Source organism: Burkholderia sp. BDU5 (genome assembly GCF_001522845.1).
GTDB lineage: Bacteria > Pseudomonadota > Gammaproteobacteria > Burkholderiales > Burkholderiaceae > Burkholderia > Burkholderia mayonis.
The window spans coordinates 20,681-40,647 of sequence record NZ_LOWC01000001.1 but is presented as its reverse complement, the minus strand read 5'-3'; the positions used below and the strand labels follow the sequence as shown (position 1 = coordinate 40,647).

General features: G+C 63.4%; 17 protein-coding genes, 1 tRNA gene and 1 pseudogene. 10 read left to right on the top strand and 9 right to left on the bottom strand.

Features of this window, described 5'->3' with window-relative positions:
- The first annotated feature begins 1 nt into the window (after position 1).
- Positions 2 to 508 (top strand): acetone carboxylase subunit gamma, encoded by a 507-nt coding sequence (locus WS69_RS00195; protein WP_059468836.1) that lies wholly within the window; start codon positions 2 to 4, stop codon positions 506 to 508.
- 355 nt (positions 509 to 863) lie between these two features.
- Entirely contained in the window at positions 864 to 2,897 is a 2,034-nt protein-coding gene (locus WS69_RS00190) for a sigma-54-dependent Fis family transcriptional regulator (RefSeq protein WP_231747039.1), read from the top strand.
- A 136-nt stretch (positions 2,898 to 3,033) separates the two neighbouring features.
- Here WS69_RS00190 and WS69_RS00185 read toward each other — a convergent pair whose 3' ends face one another.
- Positions 3,034 to 4,410, bottom strand: a complete 1,377-nt coding sequence (locus WS69_RS00185) for a pectin acetylesterase-family hydrolase (RefSeq protein WP_059468834.1) — start codon at positions 4,408 to 4,410, stop codon at positions 3,034 to 3,036.
- Between the two features lie 67 nt (positions 4,411 to 4,477).
- A complete protein-coding gene (plcR, locus tag WS69_RS00180; RefSeq protein ID WP_162498994.1) occupies positions 4,478 to 5,197 on the bottom strand; it encodes a phospholipase C accessory protein PlcR in 720 nt (239 codons plus the stop codon).
- A gap of 328 nt (positions 5,198 to 5,525) precedes the next feature.
- Here plcR and WS69_RS29690 point away from each other — a divergent pair.
- A pseudogene (locus tag WS69_RS29690) lies at positions 5,526 to 6,157 on the top strand (LysR family transcriptional regulator); the annotation flags it as partial.
- Positions 6,158 to 6,175: 18 nt separating this feature from the next.
- Here the strand turns inward: WS69_RS29690 and WS69_RS00175 are convergent.
- The gene (locus tag WS69_RS00175) at positions 6,176 to 6,637 is read right to left on the bottom strand and encodes an SRPBCC family protein (RefSeq protein ID WP_059468832.1); all 462 of its coding nucleotides are present in this window, start codon (positions 6,635 to 6,637) and stop codon (positions 6,176 to 6,178) included.
- Between the two features lie 253 nt (positions 6,638 to 6,890).
- Here WS69_RS00175 and WS69_RS00170 point away from each other — a divergent pair, with 253 nt between their 5' ends.
- Positions 6,891 to 7,490, top strand: coding sequence for a recombinase family protein (locus WS69_RS00170; protein WP_059468831.1), 600 nt, complete (start codon positions 6,891 to 6,893; stop codon positions 7,488 to 7,490).
- A gap of 93 nt (positions 7,491 to 7,583) precedes the next feature.
- Here the strand turns inward: WS69_RS00170 and WS69_RS00165 are convergent, their stop codons facing one another.
- The 6 genes from WS69_RS00165 to acs all read right to left on the bottom strand — a co-directional run bounded on the left by WS69_RS00165 (position 7,584) and on the right by acs (position 14,478).
- On the bottom strand, positions 7,584 to 8,240 hold the full coding sequence (locus WS69_RS00165) for a hypothetical protein (RefSeq protein ID WP_059468830.1): 657 nt from the start codon (positions 8,238 to 8,240) through the stop codon (positions 7,584 to 7,586).
- 89 nt (positions 8,241 to 8,329) lie between these two features.
- Positions 8,330 to 9,808, bottom strand: a complete 1,479-nt coding sequence (locus WS69_RS00160; RefSeq protein WP_059468829.1) for a site-specific integrase — start codon at positions 9,806 to 9,808, stop codon at positions 8,330 to 8,332.
- Positions 9,809 to 9,863: 55 nt separating this feature from the next.
- Positions 9,864 to 9,954: transfer RNA gene (locus WS69_RS00155), tRNA-Ser, on the bottom strand.
- A gap of 62 nt (positions 9,955 to 10,016) precedes the next feature.
- Entirely contained in the window at positions 10,017 to 12,032 is a 2,016-nt protein-coding gene (locus WS69_RS00150; protein WP_059468828.1) for a sodium:solute symporter family protein, read from the bottom strand.
- On the bottom strand, positions 12,026 to 12,346 hold the full coding sequence (locus tag WS69_RS00145) for a DUF4212 domain-containing protein (protein WP_197419186.1): 321 nt from the start codon (positions 12,344 to 12,346) through the stop codon (positions 12,026 to 12,028). The genes WS69_RS00150 and WS69_RS00145 overlap by 7 nt, the downstream gene beginning before the upstream one ends.
- Before the next feature lie 149 nt (positions 12,347 to 12,495).
- A complete protein-coding gene (gene acs / locus WS69_RS00140; protein WP_059468826.1) occupies positions 12,496 to 14,478 on the bottom strand; it encodes an acetate--CoA ligase in 1,983 nt (660 codons plus the stop codon).
- A 289-nt stretch (positions 14,479 to 14,767) separates the two neighbouring features.
- Here acs and WS69_RS00135 point away from each other — a divergent pair, with 289 nt between their 5' ends.
- The 6 genes from WS69_RS00135 to WS69_RS00110 all read left to right on the top strand — a co-directional run bounded on the left by WS69_RS00135 (position 14,768) and on the right by WS69_RS00110 (position 19,932).
- Entirely contained in the window at positions 14,768 to 15,670 is a 903-nt protein-coding gene (locus WS69_RS00135) for a DMT family transporter (protein WP_059468825.1), read from the top strand.
- 157 nt (positions 15,671 to 15,827) lie between these two features.
- The gene (locus WS69_RS00130; RefSeq protein WP_059468824.1) at positions 15,828 to 16,436 is read left to right on the top strand and encodes a TIGR00645 family protein; all 609 of its coding nucleotides are present in this window, start codon (positions 15,828 to 15,830) and stop codon (positions 16,434 to 16,436) included.
- Positions 16,437 to 16,475: 39 nt separating this feature from the next.
- The gene (locus WS69_RS00125; protein WP_059468823.1) at positions 16,476 to 17,999 is read left to right on the top strand and encodes a fumarate hydratase; all 1,524 of its coding nucleotides are present in this window, start codon (positions 16,476 to 16,478) and stop codon (positions 17,997 to 17,999) included.
- 154 nt (positions 18,000 to 18,153) lie between these two features.
- A complete protein-coding gene (gene bfr / locus WS69_RS00120; protein ID WP_059468822.1) occupies positions 18,154 to 18,630 on the top strand; it encodes a bacterioferritin in 477 nt (158 codons plus the stop codon).
- Positions 18,631 to 18,685: 55 nt separating this feature from the next.
- Complete coding sequence (murI, locus tag WS69_RS00115) at positions 18,686 to 19,558, top strand: glutamate racemase (RefSeq protein WP_059468821.1); 873 nt, start codon at positions 18,686 to 18,688, stop codon at positions 19,556 to 19,558.
- Positions 19,559 to 19,692: 134 nt separating this feature from the next.
- Positions 19,693 to 19,932 carry a (2Fe-2S)-binding protein gene (locus WS69_RS00110; RefSeq protein WP_059468820.1) on the top strand — a complete coding sequence of 80 codons (240 nt, stop codon included), beginning with the start codon at positions 19,693 to 19,695 and terminating at the stop codon, positions 19,930 to 19,932.
- Positions 19,933 to 19,967 lie beyond the last annotated feature (35 nt).

The following is a 19,967-nucleotide window of genomic DNA, read 5'->3' as shown; positions in this document are numbered from 1 at the left end:
GATGTCTACTTACACGAAGGAACAGATCAGGAACATGGTCGACGGCAAGCTCGACTGGGACACCACGCTGCGCATGCTGTCGATGCCGAAGGACGGCGAGCGGTTCAGCATGTATGTCGACGCCTTGCAGCACAAGCTCGGCTGGAAGGATCGCATCGTGTTGCCGCTCGGCCCGCACCTGTACATCGTGCAGCAGCGGGCGACGAAGCAATGGGTCACGCAGTGCGACTGCGGCCACGTGTTCTGCGATTACCGGGAGAACTGGAAGCTGCACGCGAACATCTTCGTGCGCGACGCCGAGGAAGCGATGGACGAAGTCTATCCACGGCTGATGGCACCCGACACGCAATGGCAGGTGTATCGCGAGTACTACTGCCCGACGTGCGGCGCGATGCACGACGTCGAAGCGCCGACGCCGTGGTATCCCGTCGTCCACGACTTCGAGCCCGACATCGACGCGTTCTATTCGGAATGGGTCGGCCTGCCGGTTCCGGCGCGCGCCGATTGATCTGACGATTGACTCGACTCGCGGCATCGGGCCGCGAGTCCGCTTCGCTTCCCGCCTCACGAACCCAACGTTCGATTTCCGGCCGTTCGATTTTCGGACGGCCGATCTATTTTCGGGCGACCGCGAACGCCGGTCGCCGACGCATATGCGGACGTTCCGGTTCGGTCATCGGTTGGCGCGGGCATTGCTTGTCCTGCATCGTCCGAACCGACGTCAAAGACGGTTCGGAGTACGATATCCGGCACGACCGCGCGGCGACTGCAAGCGCCGCGGCGTCGAACGTCGAACGTCGAGACAAAAGGCCGGACGGACGGCCATGCGGTTCGCCCCGCTTGCGAATCGTCAGGAGACAAGCATGCAGCAGACAGGCACGCCCATGGACTGGTTTCCCAGTCCTCAACATGACACGCGCATCATGGCCGCGTGGGAACACTTGGTGACGGGCGGCGAATGGCGCTCGACCAACGTACGCGGCGTCGTCGACGATTCGTGGCAACGCTGCCTCGTCGGCCACGTCGATCCCGGCGTCGACCGGGCGCCGCCGCCGCTCGACGACGAACGCCTCGATCAATGGCGCACGGGCCAAAGGCGCCTCATCGACGTCAGCCTGCCGCTGATGCAGCAGACTCGCGAGTTTCTGTCGCAGACGGGCACCGTGATGCTGCTCGCCGATTCGAGCGGCATGATCCTGCAGCAAGAAGGCGACATGCGGATACTCGAGCCCGCGAGCGAAGTCGGACTCGTTCCCGGCTGCGACTGGACCGAGCTCAACTGCGGCACCAATGCGATCGGCACCGCGCTCGCGCTGAAACAGCCCGTGCAGATCCATGGCGCTGAACATTTTTGCGCCGGCATCAAGCGCTGGACCTGTTCGGCGACGGTGATTCAGGACCCCGTCGACGGTCACGTGCTCGGCGTCATCGACGTGTCGGGTCTCGCGGATACCTACAGCCGCTACAGCCTCGCACTCGCCGTATCGCTCGCCGGACGCATCGAAGGCCGTCTCGCGAAAGACGCGATGGAGCGCCGGCTGCGCCTGCTCGATCGCTGCGCCCCCCGCCTCGGCGCGGCGAGTACCGAGGCGACGCTCGTCGTCGACGATCGCGGACGCCTCGTCAAGGCGAATCCGCAGGTCGTGCCGACGCTGCGCAGACGGGGATTCGACGTGCAGCTCGGCGCGGAGTTCTCGCTACCGGGACTGGACGCATGCAAGCGCGGCGGCGCGATCTCGAACGCGCCCGCATGGCTGCGCGGCAGCCACGTCGAAACGTTGAGCGAAGGCGCGGACGTGCTCGGCTACATGGTCGTGATACCGGGAAGCGGAACGCCACGCCGCACCGGTCCGATCGTCCGCGAGCCGGATCGGCATCGTTCGGCATCCAGCGCGTTCGAGCGCATCGTCGGAGACAGCGCCGCACTCCGTGCGGCCGTCGTCAAGGCGCGTCAGCTCGCGCCGTCGAAAGTGCCGGTGTTGCTGCTGGGCGAGACGGGCGTCGGCAAGGAGCTGTTCGCGCAAGGCATTCATCAGGCGAGCGAGCGCGCCGACGGCCCGTTCGTCGCGCTCAACTGCGGCGGACTATCGAGAGACCTGCTCGCGAGCGAGTTGTTCGGATACGCGGAAGGCGCGTTCACCGGCGCGCGTAAATCGGGCGCGGCGGGCAAGATCGAGGCGGCCGACGGCGGCACGCTGTTTCTCGACGAGATCGGCGAAATGCCGCTCGACATCCAGCCTCATCTGCTGCGCGTCCTCGAGGAGAACGAAATCTACCGGCTCGGCGAGAACGCGTCGCGCAAGGTGAACTTCCGGCTCGTCGCCGCGACGCACCGCGACCTGAAAGACGCGATCGCGAAGGGGATGTTCCGGATGGACCTCTTCTACCGAATCGCCGTCACGACCGTGTCGATACCGAATCTGCGCGAACGCGCCGAGGATTTACCGTCGCTCATCGCACATTGGCTCGCGCATTTGTGCGAATGCTACGGCTTGCCGCCGCGAACGTTCGACGACGATGCGTATGCGCGACTGATGGAATATCCGTGGCCGGGCAACGTGCGCGAGCTTCGCAATGCGATCGAGGGCTCGCTGCTGCTGTCCGACGGACCTGTCATCACGGCGGACAAGCTGCCGGCGGAAATCGGCGTGTCCGCCGACTCAGCGGCGCACATGGCGCCGTCGGCGAAGGACGCCCTCGAATCGGAGTCCGGTGGCAGCGCATCGCTGAAATGCGCCGAAGCCGAATACATTCGCCGCGCGCTCGATCGTCACGGCGGCAACCTGACGAAGACAGCCAACCAGCTCGACATCGCGAAAAGCACGCTGTACGAAAAGATCCGCAAGTACGACCTGCTCAAGGCCGTCAGCGATACGCGGCGGCGTGGGGCGCATTGACGCATGCGGTGCACCGGAAAGACAAAAGCAGCGCCTCGAATCCGCGACAGCGCAGTGCTTGCCTTGAGCCCCTTGCGGAGCCGCAAGCACGCGCCGATCGATCGAGTGAGGAAGGCGTGGCCCCCGGCTTGTGCTGTCAGGCCCGGTGTCCCGAAATCGGTCCGGCCTCCCCAGTGAAGTTGAAGATGCTGTCGATCCAGGCGAGGAAGGTCGAGAACGTGAAATCCGACCATTGCTCCGTTCGGTACGCTTTCATGACTGGCTCATCCGCCGGGTCCTTCTGGTTGAGCAGATCGCCGACGAACGTTCCGACATCCGCATCGATGCCGTTTTCATGGATGCCGGATCCGGTGAAGCTGACTGCGGTTACCTGGTGGTTGCCGATGAAATCGTCGCGTGCCCAAGGCATGAAGTAACCGAAGTTCGGCAACGGATTCAGCACCCGTTTCAGATTATCGAGCTCCTCGTCGAACATCGCGAGCGATAGTTTGTCCTTGGTCGCGTCGTCGGGCGCCGCGATCACCGCGGGCACGAAAGCGCGATAGTGGTAGGCAGCGATGACCTTGTCGCGTCGATACGTCGAAAAGCCGAAGCGGTCGCGTGGATAGGTCGCCGATAACGCTGCATAGGCGCTGCCCATATTGTCGGGATCGAAGTTTCGAGTCAGCCGGCTGTTTATCGTAATCATGCCGTCGGGCCCGGACATTCCCCATTCGGCGCGCACTCTGTCGTACAACCCGACGGACGGATACGTCGCCGGATCGGCGTCGAAGCGCGTATTGAAGACCGTGCCGGCATCGTCGAGCAGCGAGCTGTGCATTTGCGGCTGCAACGTGTTGCGCAGCGTCGCATAGTTGCCAAGCGTTCCATAGCCGCCCGCGCTCATCCCATACACCAGCAACCGGTTCGGCTTGCCGAATCCGTGGGCAACGAGCCATTGCGCGACCGTTCGGACGTTCTTCAGGCCGTTGTAGTGCTGGATCCGCCAATCGCCCGAGGGCGACGTGTAGTTGCGCACCGCGCTGCCCATGTGGATGTCGCCGGTGCAGTATGGAACGAACACCTGTGTCCATTCCTGTGTCTCCACCTTCGGCTCGCCGACGAGGATATGCGCGAGATCCATCCGCGTCATCAGCGGCGACAGGAACGACGATTTCAGGCTCTGCTGCGTGGTGCCGTTCACGTAGTTGTGCGGAATGCCATCGGGATTGAAAGCGCCGAGCCCCGCCTCCGCACCGGTCGCGGTTTCAGTGCAGGTACCGTGATCCCAACATGCGCCGCCGGGTTCCATCATGTAGAGCAGATCGCCCGATTGCGCGCGATTGATGTAGAAGCGCATCGGCGTGCCGTTGCCGCACGAAGCGCCGCTGCTTTCCGGCAGCGTGACTTCGTACCACGAATAATAGGGAATCGACGGATCAGGCATCGCCGCATCCGCGGCATGTCCATTGACGGCGACGCCGGTTAGCAGACCGGCGACGCAGAAGCACCTGAGCAATTTGGAAGCAGACATCTCTCCTCCATTTCAGTTGACCCGGTTTTCCGCCGCACTCACGCGCGACGACACGCATGCGGCGCGTTCAATGGGTTTCGTCGGTCGGAGCCGCTCGATCGAACAGCTGGACGCGCAGTGCTTGCAGGCGCTGCGCAATGACGATCTGCTGCTGTTCGGGATCGGATACGCTCGCTTGAACCTGCTGGACGATGTCTCGGCTCTGCCGCGCGTAGGTCGGATACCGTGGATCTTGTGCAGGCGACACCCCCACGGTCTGCTGGGCATATCCATCCCACTGTTGTCTCATTGCCTGGATGGCCGCGCTTCGCGTCGCGGGATTCGCCGCCGCGTCGGAAATCAGTGCTGCGCTGAGCGCCTCGGCCTGCACCGGGACTATTTCGTTGCGCGCGACGTGCTCGGGCAGTTCTGCCAGAATCTGACTGGCCAATATGGCCCTTTCCGTCTCGGGCATGCTGTTTCTACCGCTGCCATATGCAGCGACCCGATCGCGGAAACGCGCGAACGCGACGACGCGCTGCACTTCCTGTTCCGCATTCTCGCGACCTGCGAGACTCTTTCGCAGTACGACGAGATCGAGCCGACGCTCGGCGGAACCGGCCTTGGCAAGCGCATCCCCGGTTGACGCGCCGATTGGCGGCTCGCTCCGCTCACTGGCCATCGCGTTGGATCGTATGGGCCGGGTGGAAGCCGTCTGCGACAGCGTCATGCTTCGCCATGATGCAACAGTGACGCCGAGCATGACCAACAGCAGCACTGCCAGCCAACGCGCTTTCGGTTTTTTCACGCCGTCTCCCTATCGAGCCGTCGCGGCTTCGCATTGTTTGTTTTCGAGTACGTTCTATGTCGAAATACACGCATGGTCAAAGTCGGCACTAGAATGCATCCACGATTCCTCGAGAGGATTAGTGCACATTTATGTGGATAAACATGCAGCCGGACAAGCTGCGACCATCATCGAGCGAGGCCATTCCACACGTCTCTTTCGCAAGCATCGATGCTCGGCTCGCAGCCTCCGGCAACAAAATCGCGACGGGCTGGCTGATATGTTGCATGTCCCAAACGGCTTTGAAAAAAGCGAGGCGGCGTTCATCGGAGTTTCCGGATCGATGATTGCCCTCCTGCTGCGCGACGCGGCGGAACTGCATCTCACGCAAAGCGCAAGCAGCCGACAAATCGCGCAGATCGAGGCTCTCTTGGGCCGATCGCTGTTTGTGCGCGAACATCGCGCGTTCGCCTGACCATTGCTGGTGAACGTGACGGGAGGCACGTGCAGTGGTTGCTGGCGAACTGCGCGGAAGCAACGCTCGACGTCATGAAGCGCTGCGGCGATCAGAAACTGACGGTGGCATGCTCGTCGGGTGTGGCCGTGGTCAGCGGCAGTGGATGTCATGAGCCGAGTGGCTCAACCTGAATGGTGTGCAGATGCCGTGATCGCCGCAGACCGTCTGGTGAATCACTATCCCGAGTTCGTGAAAATGGCGATTCTCGGCGAGGGCGTGGTGCCCGGCTGGCGTCACATGATCGACGACTGCCTGGCCGAAGGATTGCTGGTCAGAGCCACACGCGAATCGGCCAGTCACGGCGGCGGTTGCTACGTCCTGTCGCCTGACGATCGAGCGCAGAACCGGGCCGCTCGCCTTTTTCACGATGGCTCTTCGAGCAGGCAGAGGCGCAGACGGCGACCAGACCGCCCTGGCGGCGAGGATATAACTCCGACAGATACAGAATCAAGGGCCATCGATGAACGGCGGAGGCTGCAGCCTTATTCGACGTAGGCCGCGAGATTGGTGAGCGACGAGCTCATGCCGATTTCATGATCCGCTTGCCCGATGCCGGGCGGGACGTTCTCGGCAGTGACGGTGACGATTGTGCCGTCCGCAGCAGCCGTCAGAACCCAAGTCATCGTCATCGTTCCGGCGAAGGCGGGATCGTCTGAGGCGAACTCGAAAATCTGGACGACGCGTTCCTGCGGGACGAGATCGACAAAGCGACCGACCACGACATCAGTGTTGACCGTCGACTTGCCGAGGGCAGTGGCGAAAGTGAGTGTCATCTGAAACCGCCCGCCGATGCGCGGCTCGAAGGTTTGGACCTCCATGGTCGCGCCCTGTGGCGGCAACCACGCCGACACAGCCTCGCGCTTCACGAAAGCATCGTAGATCGCCCGAGGCGATGCTTGGATCAGTCTTGACGCCGTGTCACGGCGATTCGCGAGATGGGCCATGGTTTTTCTCCAACGTTCGACGCGAGCCGATATTTGTACAACCCGTAATACGGACTGAGGGCGTACCGCGTGACATGCTGGCTCGATGACAAGCCGCACACGCATACCGTTGCGCGGCGATACCGCGAATTGCTGGCGAAAGGCTGGCCGGAATCCCTGCAATACTGGATCAGTAGGGTGTACCTTATTGAGCCATTCGTAAGCCATTGAAAATATAGCTCAATAGGATTGACCGTATGTGAGCTAGCGAGCCATGCGGAAACTCTACTACGGCCGCATTTCCACCACGGACGGACAATCAGCAGTCAGCCAATACGCCGACGCGAAAGCGCACGGGGTCAAGGAAAAAGATGTGTTCGTTGACGAAGGCGTGAGCGGGTATCACGTCGCGCCGGATCAACGCCAGCAATGGCAGCGCGTAGAACATGACTTGCGGCACGGCGGCGTGCTGATTGTCCGCTGGCTCGACCGAATCAGCCGCCGATACGACGAATTGCGCCGAACGATGCGCCGCTTGATGGATATGGGCGTTCGTGTCGAATGCACGTTGAATGGCATGGTATTCGATGGCGGCGCGATGGACCCGATTGAGAAGGCCACGCGAGACGCTGTACTGGCATTCATGGCCGCGCAGGGCGAAGCAGACGACAAGAACCGGGCCGAGATGCAGAGGCGAGGCGTAGCAATTGCCAAGGCCGAAGGGAAGTACACAGGCCGCCAGCGCGCCGCCGACTACGCCGAGATTAAAGGCTGGCGAGCCGAGAACGGCGCAACCATCGCGGCGACGGCGGAACACTTCGGCGTGAGCGCGGCGACGGTCAAGCGGGCTTGCGCGGAGCAATTGGCCGAATAGTATTTTGCACGCCCGGTGAGATGGATTCCGCTTTTGCAAGCACACCATCTACCAGTTCAGCCCGTGGGAACAGGCGCAGCATCACGCCCCCTCTTAGGCCCTATTCCGCACGACATACGGCCCATCCGCCTGGGCCAGTACCATTTTCGGCACTAGCGTACCTCGGGGTATCTCAGTTAGCCATACACCCGAGAATTGGGGCGTGCGAATAAATGCGACGTGTAGTTCGATAAGTCCGTGGGCGGCGTCTACCGTCTTGTCGATCATTTCGGGCAAGCCGGCATATGCATCCCCTGTGCTCCAAGGGTTACGGGCGTGCAGATGCTTACCAAGGCGATCATACACATCGATAAATTCGTCTTTGGTGAGGTAGCCCGATTCCTTGCGGTCGAAATGAAAGTGGTTATTAGGTGAATCCTGGGCAGCACTGTTCTTACCGAGCAAAACAGGCATCGGATAGAAATCGGGGTTGATCCTCCCTAGATCATTGAATACGCGCTTTGCATGATAATCCTTCGTAAAGTCCTTATTCTTGTCCGCCTTAGCACGGCACGCTGCGTATGCGGCTTGATTCGGAGCAATCGCGGCAAAGGCGACTGACTCTAGCGCCTTTCGCAATTGCAGTGCGGACGACTCAAGAAATGCCACACCGCCCCCGCTCTTGAATGATTCGAGGAACGTTGAGGCGGCGACGAGGCGGTTAGCCACTTCGCTAATCATCAAAGCATATATGTCCGCCGACTGTTGCATCAAATTCCCTACTCCTGTCGAAGCCCGTTAGGCTTGATTGGTAGCTCTAGGCCCTTGATTCTATACGCACTCATGGCTCGCACAAGAGGTCACAGCGGGTAGAACTCGCCGCCATAGTCGTCCGAGCTATCGCCGTCGTCATGTCCTTGCATGGCGTCCGCCAGTTCCTTGCCAATGTCGCAATCGCGGCAAATTTCCTTGAACGTGTGCCGGTACGAGTGAAACACGCGCTTGGGGTCGGTAATACCGCACGTGCCGCGCAGAAATCTTCCGTATGCCTTCGACCAGTCCTGTCCGAATTCGCCGTCCTTATTCGGCCCAAGATTGAAGATGCGCGGGCTGCTGCTGCGGGATTGTGCAAGCTCGATAAAGCCTTGATCGATCAATACAGGATGCACCGGAATACGCCGCACGCTGCTTGCCGTTTTGACCCGCTTTCCCTCGCCTTCGTTCGTGATGTAGATGCACCACGCGCGGGACTCATTCCCGTCCATATCGAAATAAGTCTCTTCGCGCACGTCAGTAGGGGTTAGCTGGCAAAGCTCACCAAGCCGCGCGCCCGTGTACAGGCCAAGGACCGGCAACCAAAAACCTTCTCTGTCCGCGTTCCGGTCGGGTAGCTTGGAAAAGATCGTCCGCAGATGATCTAGCGTGTATGGCAGGCGCTTAGACTTGTTCGGGCGGTTGTCCATGAGGCGAACACCCCGCGCCACGTTATCGCGAACCAGCTCGTTATCACGCCCGAAATTGAAGAGTGTACCGAGGCAATCAAGCGTGTGGTTCGTGGTCGGGATGCTGACACCCGATTCGCGCAGCTTGTCTTTGAACTCGACGATATGGCGGCGCGTGATTTGATCGGCGGGGAAACGCCCAACCAGATCATAGAAACGGCTAACGGCCAATTCGTACTTATCTTTTGTGCGTGCAGTTGGCTTGCGCTCGCTGGCCCACTTCTCGCACAACTGCGCCAAGCTGAGGGAATCCGGCGACCAACTCGGGGCGGCGGACAGCGACACGGCTGCATTAGCGTTATCGCGTCCTGTGGGGCCGCCGAAAGGCTTCACCGTGCGGGCCGAGGAGGCAGCCTTAGATTTGCTGGGCGCGTTAGCGGCCTGCTCTGGCGTCGGTCGATCGTCGAAAGCATAGCCTCCGGTTGCCTCCAAGTACGCCAATTGGGCCGCAGATGGCAAGTTAGAACCGGCAAGGATGCGATCTACGCTTTCGCGCGCCTCGCGTTGGCCCTTGCTGGCGGCGTCATGATGCGCCTTGTTGGCCCGATACTCCTGTTCACCTTCATCCGAATGCAGGATCGAATCCGCCAGCCACGCGTCCGTGCGCGTATGCTTGGCTACGAGAATCGCCCACTCCGCATCCGTCCGCACGGTATGGACTGCGGCCAATCGTTTGGCTTCGTGATAGTCGGAAGTGCCGAGCGCGTGAACGATCTCTTTCTTGCCGTAGTGCGCGTGAAGGGATGCGGGAATTTTTCGGCGGAAGTAGTAGCGCGCGCCGCGCCGCGTGAGGTGGTTTGTCATTTGTCCCGGTGTACCACCCACCTTGTCCACCATGCCTAAACCCTTCTTACGATTGGGAAATCGTGATTCTACAAGGGTTTGGAAGGACTGGCGGAGAGAGGGGGATTCGAACCCCCGATAGGCTATTAACCTATACACGCTTTCCAGGCGTGCGACTTAAACCACTCATCCATCTCTCCGGGAAGACGGCAAGTATAGCAAACTCCGGGGACGGGCCGCCACTCCCGGGAGAAACCCGACATCAAGGATGTCGGATATAGTCGACGAGCGCGTTCGTATACGCACCCGGCCGCCGATCCAGCAGGCTCGCGACGATCGCCATCGCGAACCCCGCCGGCACACCGAACACGCCGGAGCTGATCGGCTCGATGCCGAACCAGCTCGGCCCCGCGAAGCCCGTGATCTGCGTAAAGAACGGGTACGTCGACACGATGTAGTAGATGCACACGCCGAGCCCCGTCACCATCCCTGCGACCGCGCCGCGCGTCGTCGTGCGCTTCCAGAACACGCCAAGCACGAGCACCGGGAAGAAGCTCGAAGCCGCGAGCGAGAACGCCGCCCCGACGAGAAACAGGATCTTCCCGGTATTCAGCGACGCGACGTACGACGCGAACAACGCGACGCCGAGCAGCAGCACCTTCGAGATCGTCACGCGCCGCTGGCTCGACGCGCCGGGTGCAACCATGTGGTAATAGACGTCGTGCGACAGCGCGTTCGCGATCGTCAGCAGCAAGCCGTCCGCCGTCGACAGCGCCGCGGCGAGCGCGCCCGCCGCGATCAGCCCCGACACGACGTACGGCAGCCCCGCAATCTCCGGCGCCGCGAGCACGACGATGTCGGGCTGCATCTGGATCTCGGACCAATGAACAATGCCGTCACGGAGCTGGTCGACGACGCTGATGAGCCCCGGCTCGAATCTGTGCCACTGCGTGATCCACGCGGGCAGATCGGCGAACGGCCGCCCCACCAGGTTCGTCAGGATCTCGTACTTGATGAGCACCGCGAGCACCGGCACCGTCAAGTAGAACAGCGCGATGAAAAACAGCGTCCAGCCGACCGAGCGGCGTGCGGACGCAACCGACGTCGTCGTGTTGTAGCGCGTCAGAATGTGCGGCAGGCTCGCCGTGCCGAGCGACAGGCACAGCAGCAGCGCGAGGAAGTTCCGTTCGCGCGGCCGGCGTTCGTCGTCGCTCGCGGCCGGAAACGGCTCGTGCATCGGCACCGGATCGGCCGCGCGCGCGAGCAGATCGTCGCGCATCTGCTCCCACACGACCCGCGCCGCCGCGGGATCGCGCGGAAACTCGGCGAGCTCCCGCTCGCGCTGGTTGATCTCCCGCAGCGGCCCGTTGTGCCGGCGCAGCGCGGCGACTTCGTTCGCGAGCCTCGCATGCGCGTCCACGTACGAGGCCGGCAGCCGATCGAGCTGCAACTGGATCTCGGCCGCCTGTCGGCGATACGCGTCGCGCACCTGCCGTTCCTGCGGCGCGTCGCGCACCTGCGCCTCGAGCGTTTCGACGCGCGACATCAGGCGGCCGTAGTTGAACTGCGGCACGGGCCCGAGGCCGTTCTTCATCGCAATCAGCGAAACCGGCAGCAGGATCGCGATGATCAGGATGATGTACTGCGCGACCTGGGTCCACGTAACCGCGCGCATCCCGCCGAGAAACGAGCAGACGAGGATCCCCGCGAGCCCGCAGAAAATGCCGATCGAGAAGTCGACGCCGATGAAGCGCGTCGCGATGAGGCCGATGCCCTGTATCTGCGCGACGAGGTAGACGAACGAGCACAGGATCGCGGCGACCGCCGCGAGCGCCCTCACGAGCGTGCTCGAGAAGCGCGTGCCGAGAAAGTCGGGAATCGTATAGCGCGCGAGCTTGCGCACGTACGGCGCGAGCAGGAACGCGACGAGGCAGAAGCCGCCGGTCCAGCCCATCAGGTACGCGAGCGCGTCGTAGCCCGTCGCGTAGAGCGACCCTGCGAGGCCGATGAACGATGCGGCCGAGAGCCAGTCGGCGGCGGTCGCCATCCCGTTGAACGCGGACGGCACGCGCCGCCCGGCAACGTAGTATTCGACGAGATCCGACGTACGCGACAGCAATCCGATCACCGCATAGACCGCGATCGGCACGAACAGGAACACGTAGCCGATCCACACGCCAGGTCCGGTCGCGCGCTCGATCCACCAGAGCAGCAGCACGAATGCGGCGAAGCCGATCGTATACAGCGCGTACGCCCGAACCAGTCGATTCGTCAGCATGCGTCGGCGTCCGACGGAACGGCGTCGTTACGTTGCGCTTCGTCCGCGTAAGCTTCGTAGTCGCGCCGCAGGATCCGGTCCGCGCGCTGCATCAGCACGATGTAGACGGCGATCAGCGCAAGGTAGACGAGGATCGCGCCTTGCGCGCCGACGTAGAACGGCAGGCTGAAGCCGGCGAAGCGCAGATGCGCGAGCGCCGGTGCGAAGAGCGGCGCGACGAACGATACCGCGAAACCGATCGTCATCAGCATCGCGATCAGCGCGACGTTGAAACGCCAGTAGCGCGCATGCGCGCGCGCAAGCGTCGCCGGCACGGGCGGCGGTTCGGCGGCATGCGACGACGTCGAGGAAGATGGAGCGGCCATGCGCTTATGTAGCAAAAAGCCCCGGCGCGGGCAATCGGGATTGCCGCGCAGGGGCTCGAACGACGCGCGTTCGATCACGCGCCGTGCGTCGGACGCGCTCAGCGCACTTCGGCGAGCTGCTCGAGGATCGCGGGGTTCTCGAGCGTCGACGTATCCTGCGTGATCGCCTCGCCCTTCGCGAGCGAGCGCAGCAGGCGCCGCATGATCTTGCCCGAGCGCGTCTTCGGCAGGTTGTCGCCGAAGCGGATGTCCTTCGGCTTCGCGATCGGCCCGATTTCCTTGCCGACCCAGTCGCGCAGCACCTTCGCGAGCGCCGCCGCCTCTTCGCCTTCCGGACGCGAGCGCTTCAGCACGACGAAGGCGACAACCGCCTCGCCCGTCGTGTCGTCCGGCCGGCCGACGACCGCCGCTTCCGCGACGAGCTCGTGCGACACGAGCGCCGACTCGATCTCCATCGTGCCGAGCCGGTGTCCGGACACGTTCAGCACGTCGTCGATGCGGCCCATGATCGTGAAGTAGCCGGTTTCCTTGTCGCGCACGGTGCCGTCGCCCGCTAGATAGAGGCTGCCGCCGAGCTCTTCGGGGTAGTAGCTCTTCTTGAAGCGTTCCGGGTCGCCCCAGATCGTGCGCGCCATCGCCGGCCATGGACGCTTGACGACGAGAATGCCGCCCTGCCCGTTCGGCACGTCCTGGCCGGTCTCGTCGACGACCGCGGCCATGATGCCCGGCAGCGGCAGCGTGCACGAGCCCGGCACGGTCGACGTCGCGCCCGGCAGCGGCGTGATCATGTGGCCGCCCGTCTCGGTCTGCCACCAGGTATCGACGATCGGACAGCGCTCGCCGCCGACATTCTTGTGATACCAGATCCACGCTTCCGGATTGATCGGCTCGCCGACCGTGCCGATGATGCGCAGGCTCGACAGGTCGTAGCTCTTCGGATGCACGTGCTCGTCGGCCTCGGCCGCCTTGATCAGCGAACGGATCGCGGTCGGCGCGGTGTAGAACACGGAGACCCGGTGGTCACCGATCATCTTCCAGAAGCGGCCCGCGTTCGGATAGGTCGGCACGCCTTCGAACACGACCTGCGTCGCGCCGACGGCGAGCGGCCCGTACGTGATGTACGAATGGCCCGTGACCCAGCCGATGTCGGCCGTGCACCAGAACACGTCGGTCGGCTTCCAGTCGAACGTCCACTTCATCGTCTGCGCGGCCCACAGCAGATAGCCGCCCGTGCTGTGCTGGACGCCCTTCGGCTTGCCCGTCGAGCCGGACGTGTAGAGGATGAAGAGCGGATGCTCGGCGCTTACCCACTCGGGCTCGCATGTGTGGGATTCGTTTGCGACGGCCTCATGCATCCAGACGTCGCGGCCTGCGTGCCAGTCGACCTTGCCGCCCGTGCGGCGATAGACGAACACGCTCTTCACCGCGTCGCAGCCGCCCATCGCGAGCGCCTCGTCGGCGATGCTCTTGAGCGGCAGCGTCTTGCCGCCGCGCATCTGCTCGTCGGCAGTGACGAGCGCGGTCGCGCCGACGTCGACGATGCGCTCGTGCAGCGACTTCGACGAGAAGCCGCCGAACACGACCGAGTGCGTCGCACCGATCCGCGCGCACGCCTGCATCGCGACGATCCCTTCGACCGACATCGGGATGTAGATGACGACGCGATCGCCCCGGCCGATGCCGTGCTTCTTCAGCGCGTTCGCGAAGCGGGAGACGCGCGCGAGCAGATCGGCGTAGGTGACGCGCGTGACAGTGCCGTCGTCGGCCTCGAAGATCACCGCGACGCGCTCGCCGAGGCCGGCGGCGACGTGTCGGTCGAGGCAGTTGTACGACGCGTTCAGCTCGCCGTCCTCGAACCACTTGTAGAACGGCGCATTCGACTCGTCGAGCACCTTGCCGAACGGCTTGCGCCATTCGAGCGTCTCGCGCGCGAGCCGCGCCCAGAATCCTTCGTAATCGCGCTCGGCCTCTTCGACAAGCGTCCGATAAGCCGCCATGCCGGAAATCGCGGCCGCCTTTTCCACGGCGGCGGGCGGCGCAAACTGGCGGCGTTCGTGCAGAACCGATTCAATCGCAGACATCGACTACCCCTTGGTGAACTTGGAACCCACTACATGTCGGCGCGATCGGGCGCGCCGTGTCTAATTGGCGCGCGACGCGCCTGTCTCCCACCCTGCGCGCCGCATGCGGCTCATGCGACGCGCGATGCTGCATCGCACCACACGAACGGCCGCGGCAAAGCGATGCAGGTCTTTTCACGATAAGCGCCGGAACTTACCCGTCACTTACGCGACGAGCGTCTCTGCGTTGCTTTACGCTAGCTTTCACGCGCCCCTACAATGCTAACTAACTCGTCGCCTGGATTCCAGCTTGAATCGCTACGCTCTCTTTCTCATCGTGTCGATGTTGCTCGTCGGCAGCAACGTCGGCATCGGCAAATCGATCGTCGTCTTCGTTCCTGTCGCCATTCTCGCCACGCTGCGCTTCGTCATCGCGAACGCTGTGCTCTGGCCGCTCTTCAGCCCGGTCAAGATGCGCGCCGTCAAGCGCGGCGAATGGCTGAACCTGTTTCTGCAGGCGTTCTTCGGCACGTTCATGTTCACACTGCTGATGCTGAACGGCGTGCAGCGCACGAGCGCCGTCGCGGCAGGCGTCATCACGAGCACGATCCCGGCCGTCGTCGCGCTGTTCGCGTGGATCTTCCTGCGCGAGAAACCGAACGGGCGTGCGCTCGTGTCGATTGCGCTCGCGATCGTCGGCGTCGTGACGATCAATCTCGCGAACGGCACGGCGAGCGAAGGCGGCGGCGGGCACGCAAGCTCGCTCGCCGGCAACCTGCTGATGCTCGGCGCGGTCTGCTGCGAGTCGATCTACGTGATTCTGTCGCGGCGCCTCACGCAAACGCTCGCACCGATCGACATCTGCGCATACACCCATCTGTTCGGCCTGCTGCTAATGCTGCCGCTCGGCGCGAGCGCGCTCTGGCGTTTCGATTACGCGAGCGTGCCGGCGAGCATCTGGGCGCTCGTCGTTTGGTACGGCCTGTCCGCGAGCATCTTCTCGTTCTGGCTGTGGATGAAGGGCATCCGCCATGTGCCGGGCAGCCTCGCGGGCGTGTTCAGCGCGGTGCTGCCGATCTCGGCCGCGCTCTACGGGATCCTGTTCCTCGGCGAGCGGCCGACGCTCGCGCACGGCTTCGCGCTCGCGTGCGTCGTGACGGGGATCGTGCTCGCGAGCCTGCGCGTGCGGCGCGCGCCGCCCGTCTCGCCCTAAGCAATCGACGCGCCGGCGCGTCACCCCGCCCCTTTGCGACACGCGCGCCGCCGCGCCGCGATGCTGCGCCGCTGCAAGCGGCCCCACCGACGCGTTACAATGACGCGCTTTTTTTCAAAAACCGCTCCATTTCCCCGCGTCCCCGCTTCGCCCGACCATGTCCGCCGCCCCGACCGATCCGCGCGCCGCCCGCCCGGCCCGCCGCAAGATGCGCCCGCTGCCCGCCGTCATCTTCATGAGCCGCTGGCTGCAAGTCCCCCTTTATCTGGGTCTGATCGTTGCTCAGGCGATCTACGTGTTTCTGTTCCTGAAGGAAGTCTGGCACCTGCTGTCGCACGCGACCGGCCTCGACGAGACGAACATCATGCTCGCCGTGCTCGGCCTGATCGACGTGGTGATGATCTCGAACCTGCTCATCATGGTGATCGTCGGCGGATATGAAACCTTCGTATCGCGCCTGGGCGTCGAAGGCCACCCCGACGAACCGGAATGGCTCGACCACGTGAACGCGGGCGTGCTGAAGGTGAAGCTGTCGATGGCGCTCATCAGCATCTCGTCGATCCATCTGCTGAAGACCTTCATCAATCCGGACCAGCACACGGTGCACGCGATCATGTGGCAGGTGCTGATCCACGTCGCGTTCCTCGTGTCGGCGCTCGTGATGGCGTGGGTCGACCGCCTGACGACGCACACGCACCCCGAGCATCATCACGAAGCGCCGACGCCTCCGTCGGCGCCGCGCGAGCCGGCGCAACAGTCGGCCTGAGTCGATTCCCATACCCACAGTCCTCACAGAGTCTCAGCCATGACCGTCATCAAACAGGAAGACCTGATCCAGAGCATCGCGGATTCGCTGCAGTACATCAGCTACTACCACCCGCTCGACTATATCCAGGCGCTCGGCCGTGCATACGAGCTCGAAGAGAGCCCGGCCGCGAAGGACGCGATCGCGCAAATCCTGACGAACAGCCGCATGTGCGCGGAAGGCCGCCGCCCGATCTGTCAGGACACGGGGATCGTCACGATCTTCGTGAAGGTCGGCATGGACGTGCGCTGGGACGGCGCGACGATGGGCGTCACCGACATGATCAACGAAGGCGTGCGCCGCGGCTACACGCATCCGGACAACGTGCTGCGCGCGTCGATCGTCAATCCGCCCGATGGCGCGCGCAAGAACACGAAGGACAACACGCCGGCCGTGATCCACTACGAGATCGTGCCGGGCGACAAGGTCGACGTGCAGGTCGCGGCGAAGGGCGGCGGCTCGGAGAACAAGTCGAAGTTCGTGATGCTGAACCCGTCGGATTCGATCGTCGACTGGGTGCTGAAGACGGTCCCGACGATGGGCGCGGGCTGGTGCCCGCCGGGGATGCTCGGCATCGGCATCGGCGGCACCGCCGAGAAGGCGATGCTGATGGCGAAGGAATCGCTGATGGAGTCGATCGACATCCAGGAGATCATCGCGCGCGGCCCGAAAGACTGGGTCGAGGAGTTGCGCGTCGAGTTGCATGAGAAGGTCAACGCGCTCGGCATCGGCGCGCAGGGCCTCGGCGGCCTCGCCACCGTGCTCGACGTGAAGATCATGGCCGCGCCGACGCACGCGGCGAGCAAGCCCGTCGCGATGATCCCGAACTGCGCGGCGACGCGCCACGCGCACTTCGTGCTCGACGGCTCGGGCCCGGCCAAGCTTGAAGCGCCGTCGCTCGACGCCTGGCCGAAGGTCCACTGGGAACCGAACACCGAAGCCAGCAAGCGCGTCGACCTGAACACGCTGACGCCTGAAGAAGTCGCGAGCTGGAAGCCGGGCCAGACGCTGCTGCTGTCGGGCAAGATGCTGACGGGCCGCGACGCCGCGCACAAGCGCATCGCCGACATGCTCGCGAAGGGCGAAAAGCTGCCCGTCGACTTCACGAACCGCGTGATCTACTACGTCGGCCCGGTCGATCCGGTGCGCGACGAAGTGGTTGGCCCGGCAGGCCCGACGACGGCGACGCGGATGGACAAGTTCACCGAAATGATGCTTGCGCAGACAGGTCTCATCTCGATGGTCGGCAAGGCGGAACGCGGCCCGGTCGCAATCGACGCGATCAAGAAGCACAACGCCGCGTACCTGATGGCCGTCGGCGGCGCCGCATACCTCGTGTCGAAGGCGATCCGCCACGCGAAGGTGCTCGCGTTCGAGGATCTCGGCATGGAAGCGATCTACGAGTTCGACGTAGAGAACATGCCGGTGACCGTCGCGGTCGATTCGCAAGGCACGTCGGTCCATCAGACGGGGCCGAAGGAGTGGCAGGCGAAGATCGGCAAGATTTCCGTTGCGAACGTGTAAATACGAATGATTTTCAGGCCGGATTTCAATCCGGCCTTTTTGATGCCGCGGATCCATTCCACCATTCGGAGATCGAACGGATTCGCCCTTGGCTTTTCAGGAACAAGCGTTTATCGTTCAGAAATTCAAGCCCCACACGTCATAAGGAACGAACATGCAAGGCGATAAGAAAGTCATCGAATATCTGAATGCCCAGTTGAAGAACGAACTGACTGCGATCAATCAGTATTTCCTGCATGCGCGGATGTACAAGCACTGGGGCCTCGAGAAACTCGGCAAGCACGAATACGACGAGTCGATCGGCGAAATGAAGCACGCGGACTGGCTGATCGAACGCGTCTTCATGCTCGACGGTCTGCCGAACCTGCAGGATCTGCACAAGCTGCTGATCGGCGAGGAGACCGAAGAAATCCTGAAGTGCGACCTGAAGCTCGAACAGGTGTCGCAGGCGACGTGCAAGGAAGCGATCGCGTATTGCGAATCGGTGCGTGATTACGTGTCGCGCGAAATCTTCGAGAAGATCCTCGACGATACGGAAGAGCATATCGACTGGCTCGAAACGCAAATCGACCTGATCGGCAAGGTCGGCATCCAGAACTATCAGCAGTCGATGATGGGCTCATCGGAGTAATTCCAGTCATTCCGCTCTCGCTCGATCTTCATTCGATTCACGTTCGATCGCCCGCATGACGACGCCGCGCGCTTCCGACTCCCGCATATCGCCCGCCCGTGCGCCGATCGGTATCTTCGATTCGGGGCTCGGCGGCCTGTCGGTGCTGCGCGCGGTGCGCGAACGGCTGCCCGACGAGGCGCTCGTCTACGTCGCCGACTCCCGCCATGCACCGTACGGCCCGCGCGACGATGCGTTCATCGTCGAGCGCACGCTCGCGATCGGCGAATGGCTCGCCGCGCAGGGCGCGAAGGCGCTAGTCGTTGCGTGCAACACGGCCACCGCGCAATCGATCGCGGTCGTGCGCGAGCGTCTGTCGATTCCGCTCGTCGGCGTCGAGCCCGGCATCAAGCCGGCGGCGCTGCATTCGAAGACGCGCGTCGCGGGCGTGCTCGCGACGCAGGCGACGCTGCGCAGCGCGCGCTTCGAAGCGCTGATCGCGCGCTGCGCGAACGACTGCCGCTTCATCTGCCAGGCGGGGCACGGCCTCGTCGAGGCGGTCGAGCGCGGCGACACCGGCTCGCCCGAACTGCGCGCGCTGCTCGCGGGCTACCTGGAACCGATGATCGCGGCCGGCGCCGACACGCTCGTACTCGGCTGCACGCATTACCCGTTCCTCGACGCCGCGATCCGCGACATAACGTCCAACCGCCTGCATCTGATCGACACGGGCGATGCGATTGCCCGCCAGCTTTCGCGGATCCTGGACGAGCGCGGACTGCACGCGCCCGCCGCCGCACCGCCGGCGCCGCCGCCGCGCCTGTGCTCGACGAGCGACGGCCTGCACCTGCAGACGCTCGCGGCAACGCTGCTCGGGCTCGACGTCCCGGTCGAATCCGTCACCATTTCTTCGCCCCGCACGGCCGCCTCCTCCGCCCATCCGGCGTAGCCGCGCACCCGCGCCGTCGCCCGGAAACCCTTCCAAACACCTGGTTTTGTTACAAAAAACCCAGGACCACGCTTGCCAAGCCCAACAAATATAATGATAATAATTCGCATTAACGTTAGCTATCGCGCTCCATCATGATCGTCTGCGTGTGCAAGTCCGTTTCCGATCGGAAGATTCGCGCATCCCTCGCGGAAGGCGTGGACACTTTCGACGAACTCCAGTTCGAACTCGGGGTCGCCACTTGCTGCGGCAAGTGCGAGGAAACCGTGCGCAACCTCATGGCGGAACAGGGCGTTTGTGCGAGCCGCTGCGGTGTCGAGCACCCCGCGGCCGTGCCGGTTCCCGTCACGTTCTACGAACGCAAGGCGGCCTGACCGGCGTGCCAGGATCGCACGCGGCGCCGCGCGCC

Excerpts from the sequence above, each read along its gene's own strand:
- WS69_RS00165 (WP_059468830.1), bottom strand. The coding sequence starts at position 8,240 with ATGCAACAGTCGGCGGACATATATGCTTTGATGATTAGCGAAGTGGCT.
- WS69_RS00150 (WP_059468828.1), bottom strand. The coding sequence starts at position 12,032 with ATGCTGACGAATCGACTGGTTCGGGCGTACGCGCTGTATACGATCGGC.
- WS69_RS00125 (WP_059468823.1), top strand. The coding sequence starts at position 16,476 with ATGACCGTCATCAAACAGGAAGACCTGATCCAGAGCATCGCGGATTCG.
- WS69_RS00160 (WP_059468829.1), bottom strand. The coding sequence starts at position 9,808 with ATGGTGGACAAGGTGGGTGGTACACCGGGACAAATGACAAACCACCTC.
- WS69_RS00190 (WP_231747039.1), top strand. The coding sequence starts at position 864 with ATGCAGCAGACAGGCACGCCCATGGACTGGTTTCCCAGTCCTCAACAT.
- WS69_RS00170 (WP_059468831.1), top strand. The coding sequence starts at position 6,891 with ATGCGGAAACTCTACTACGGCCGCATTTCCACCACGGACGGACAATCA.
- bfr (WP_059468822.1), top strand. The coding sequence starts at position 18,154 with ATGCAAGGCGATAAGAAAGTCATCGAATATCTGAATGCCCAGTTGAAG.
- acs (WP_059468826.1), bottom strand. The coding sequence starts at position 14,478 with ATGTCTGCGATTGAATCGGTTCTGCACGAACGCCGCCAGTTTGCGCCG.
- WS69_RS00110 (WP_059468820.1), top strand. The coding sequence starts at position 19,693 with ATGATCGTCTGCGTGTGCAAGTCCGTTTCCGATCGGAAGATTCGCGCA.
- WS69_RS00175 (WP_059468832.1), bottom strand. The coding sequence starts at position 6,637 with ATGGCCCATCTCGCGAATCGCCGTGACACGGCGTCAAGACTGATCCAA.
- murI (WP_059468821.1), top strand. The coding sequence starts at position 18,686 with ATGACGACGCCGCGCGCTTCCGACTCCCGCATATCGCCCGCCCGTGCG.
- WS69_RS00185 (WP_059468834.1), bottom strand. The coding sequence starts at position 4,410 with ATGTCTGCTTCCAAATTGCTCAGGTGCTTCTGCGTCGCCGGTCTGCTA.
- WS69_RS00195 (WP_059468836.1), top strand. The coding sequence starts at position 2 with ATGTCTACTTACACGAAGGAACAGATCAGGAACATGGTCGACGGCAAG.
- WS69_RS00130 (WP_059468824.1), top strand. The coding sequence starts at position 15,828 with ATGTCCGCCGCCCCGACCGATCCGCGCGCCGCCCGCCCGGCCCGCCGC.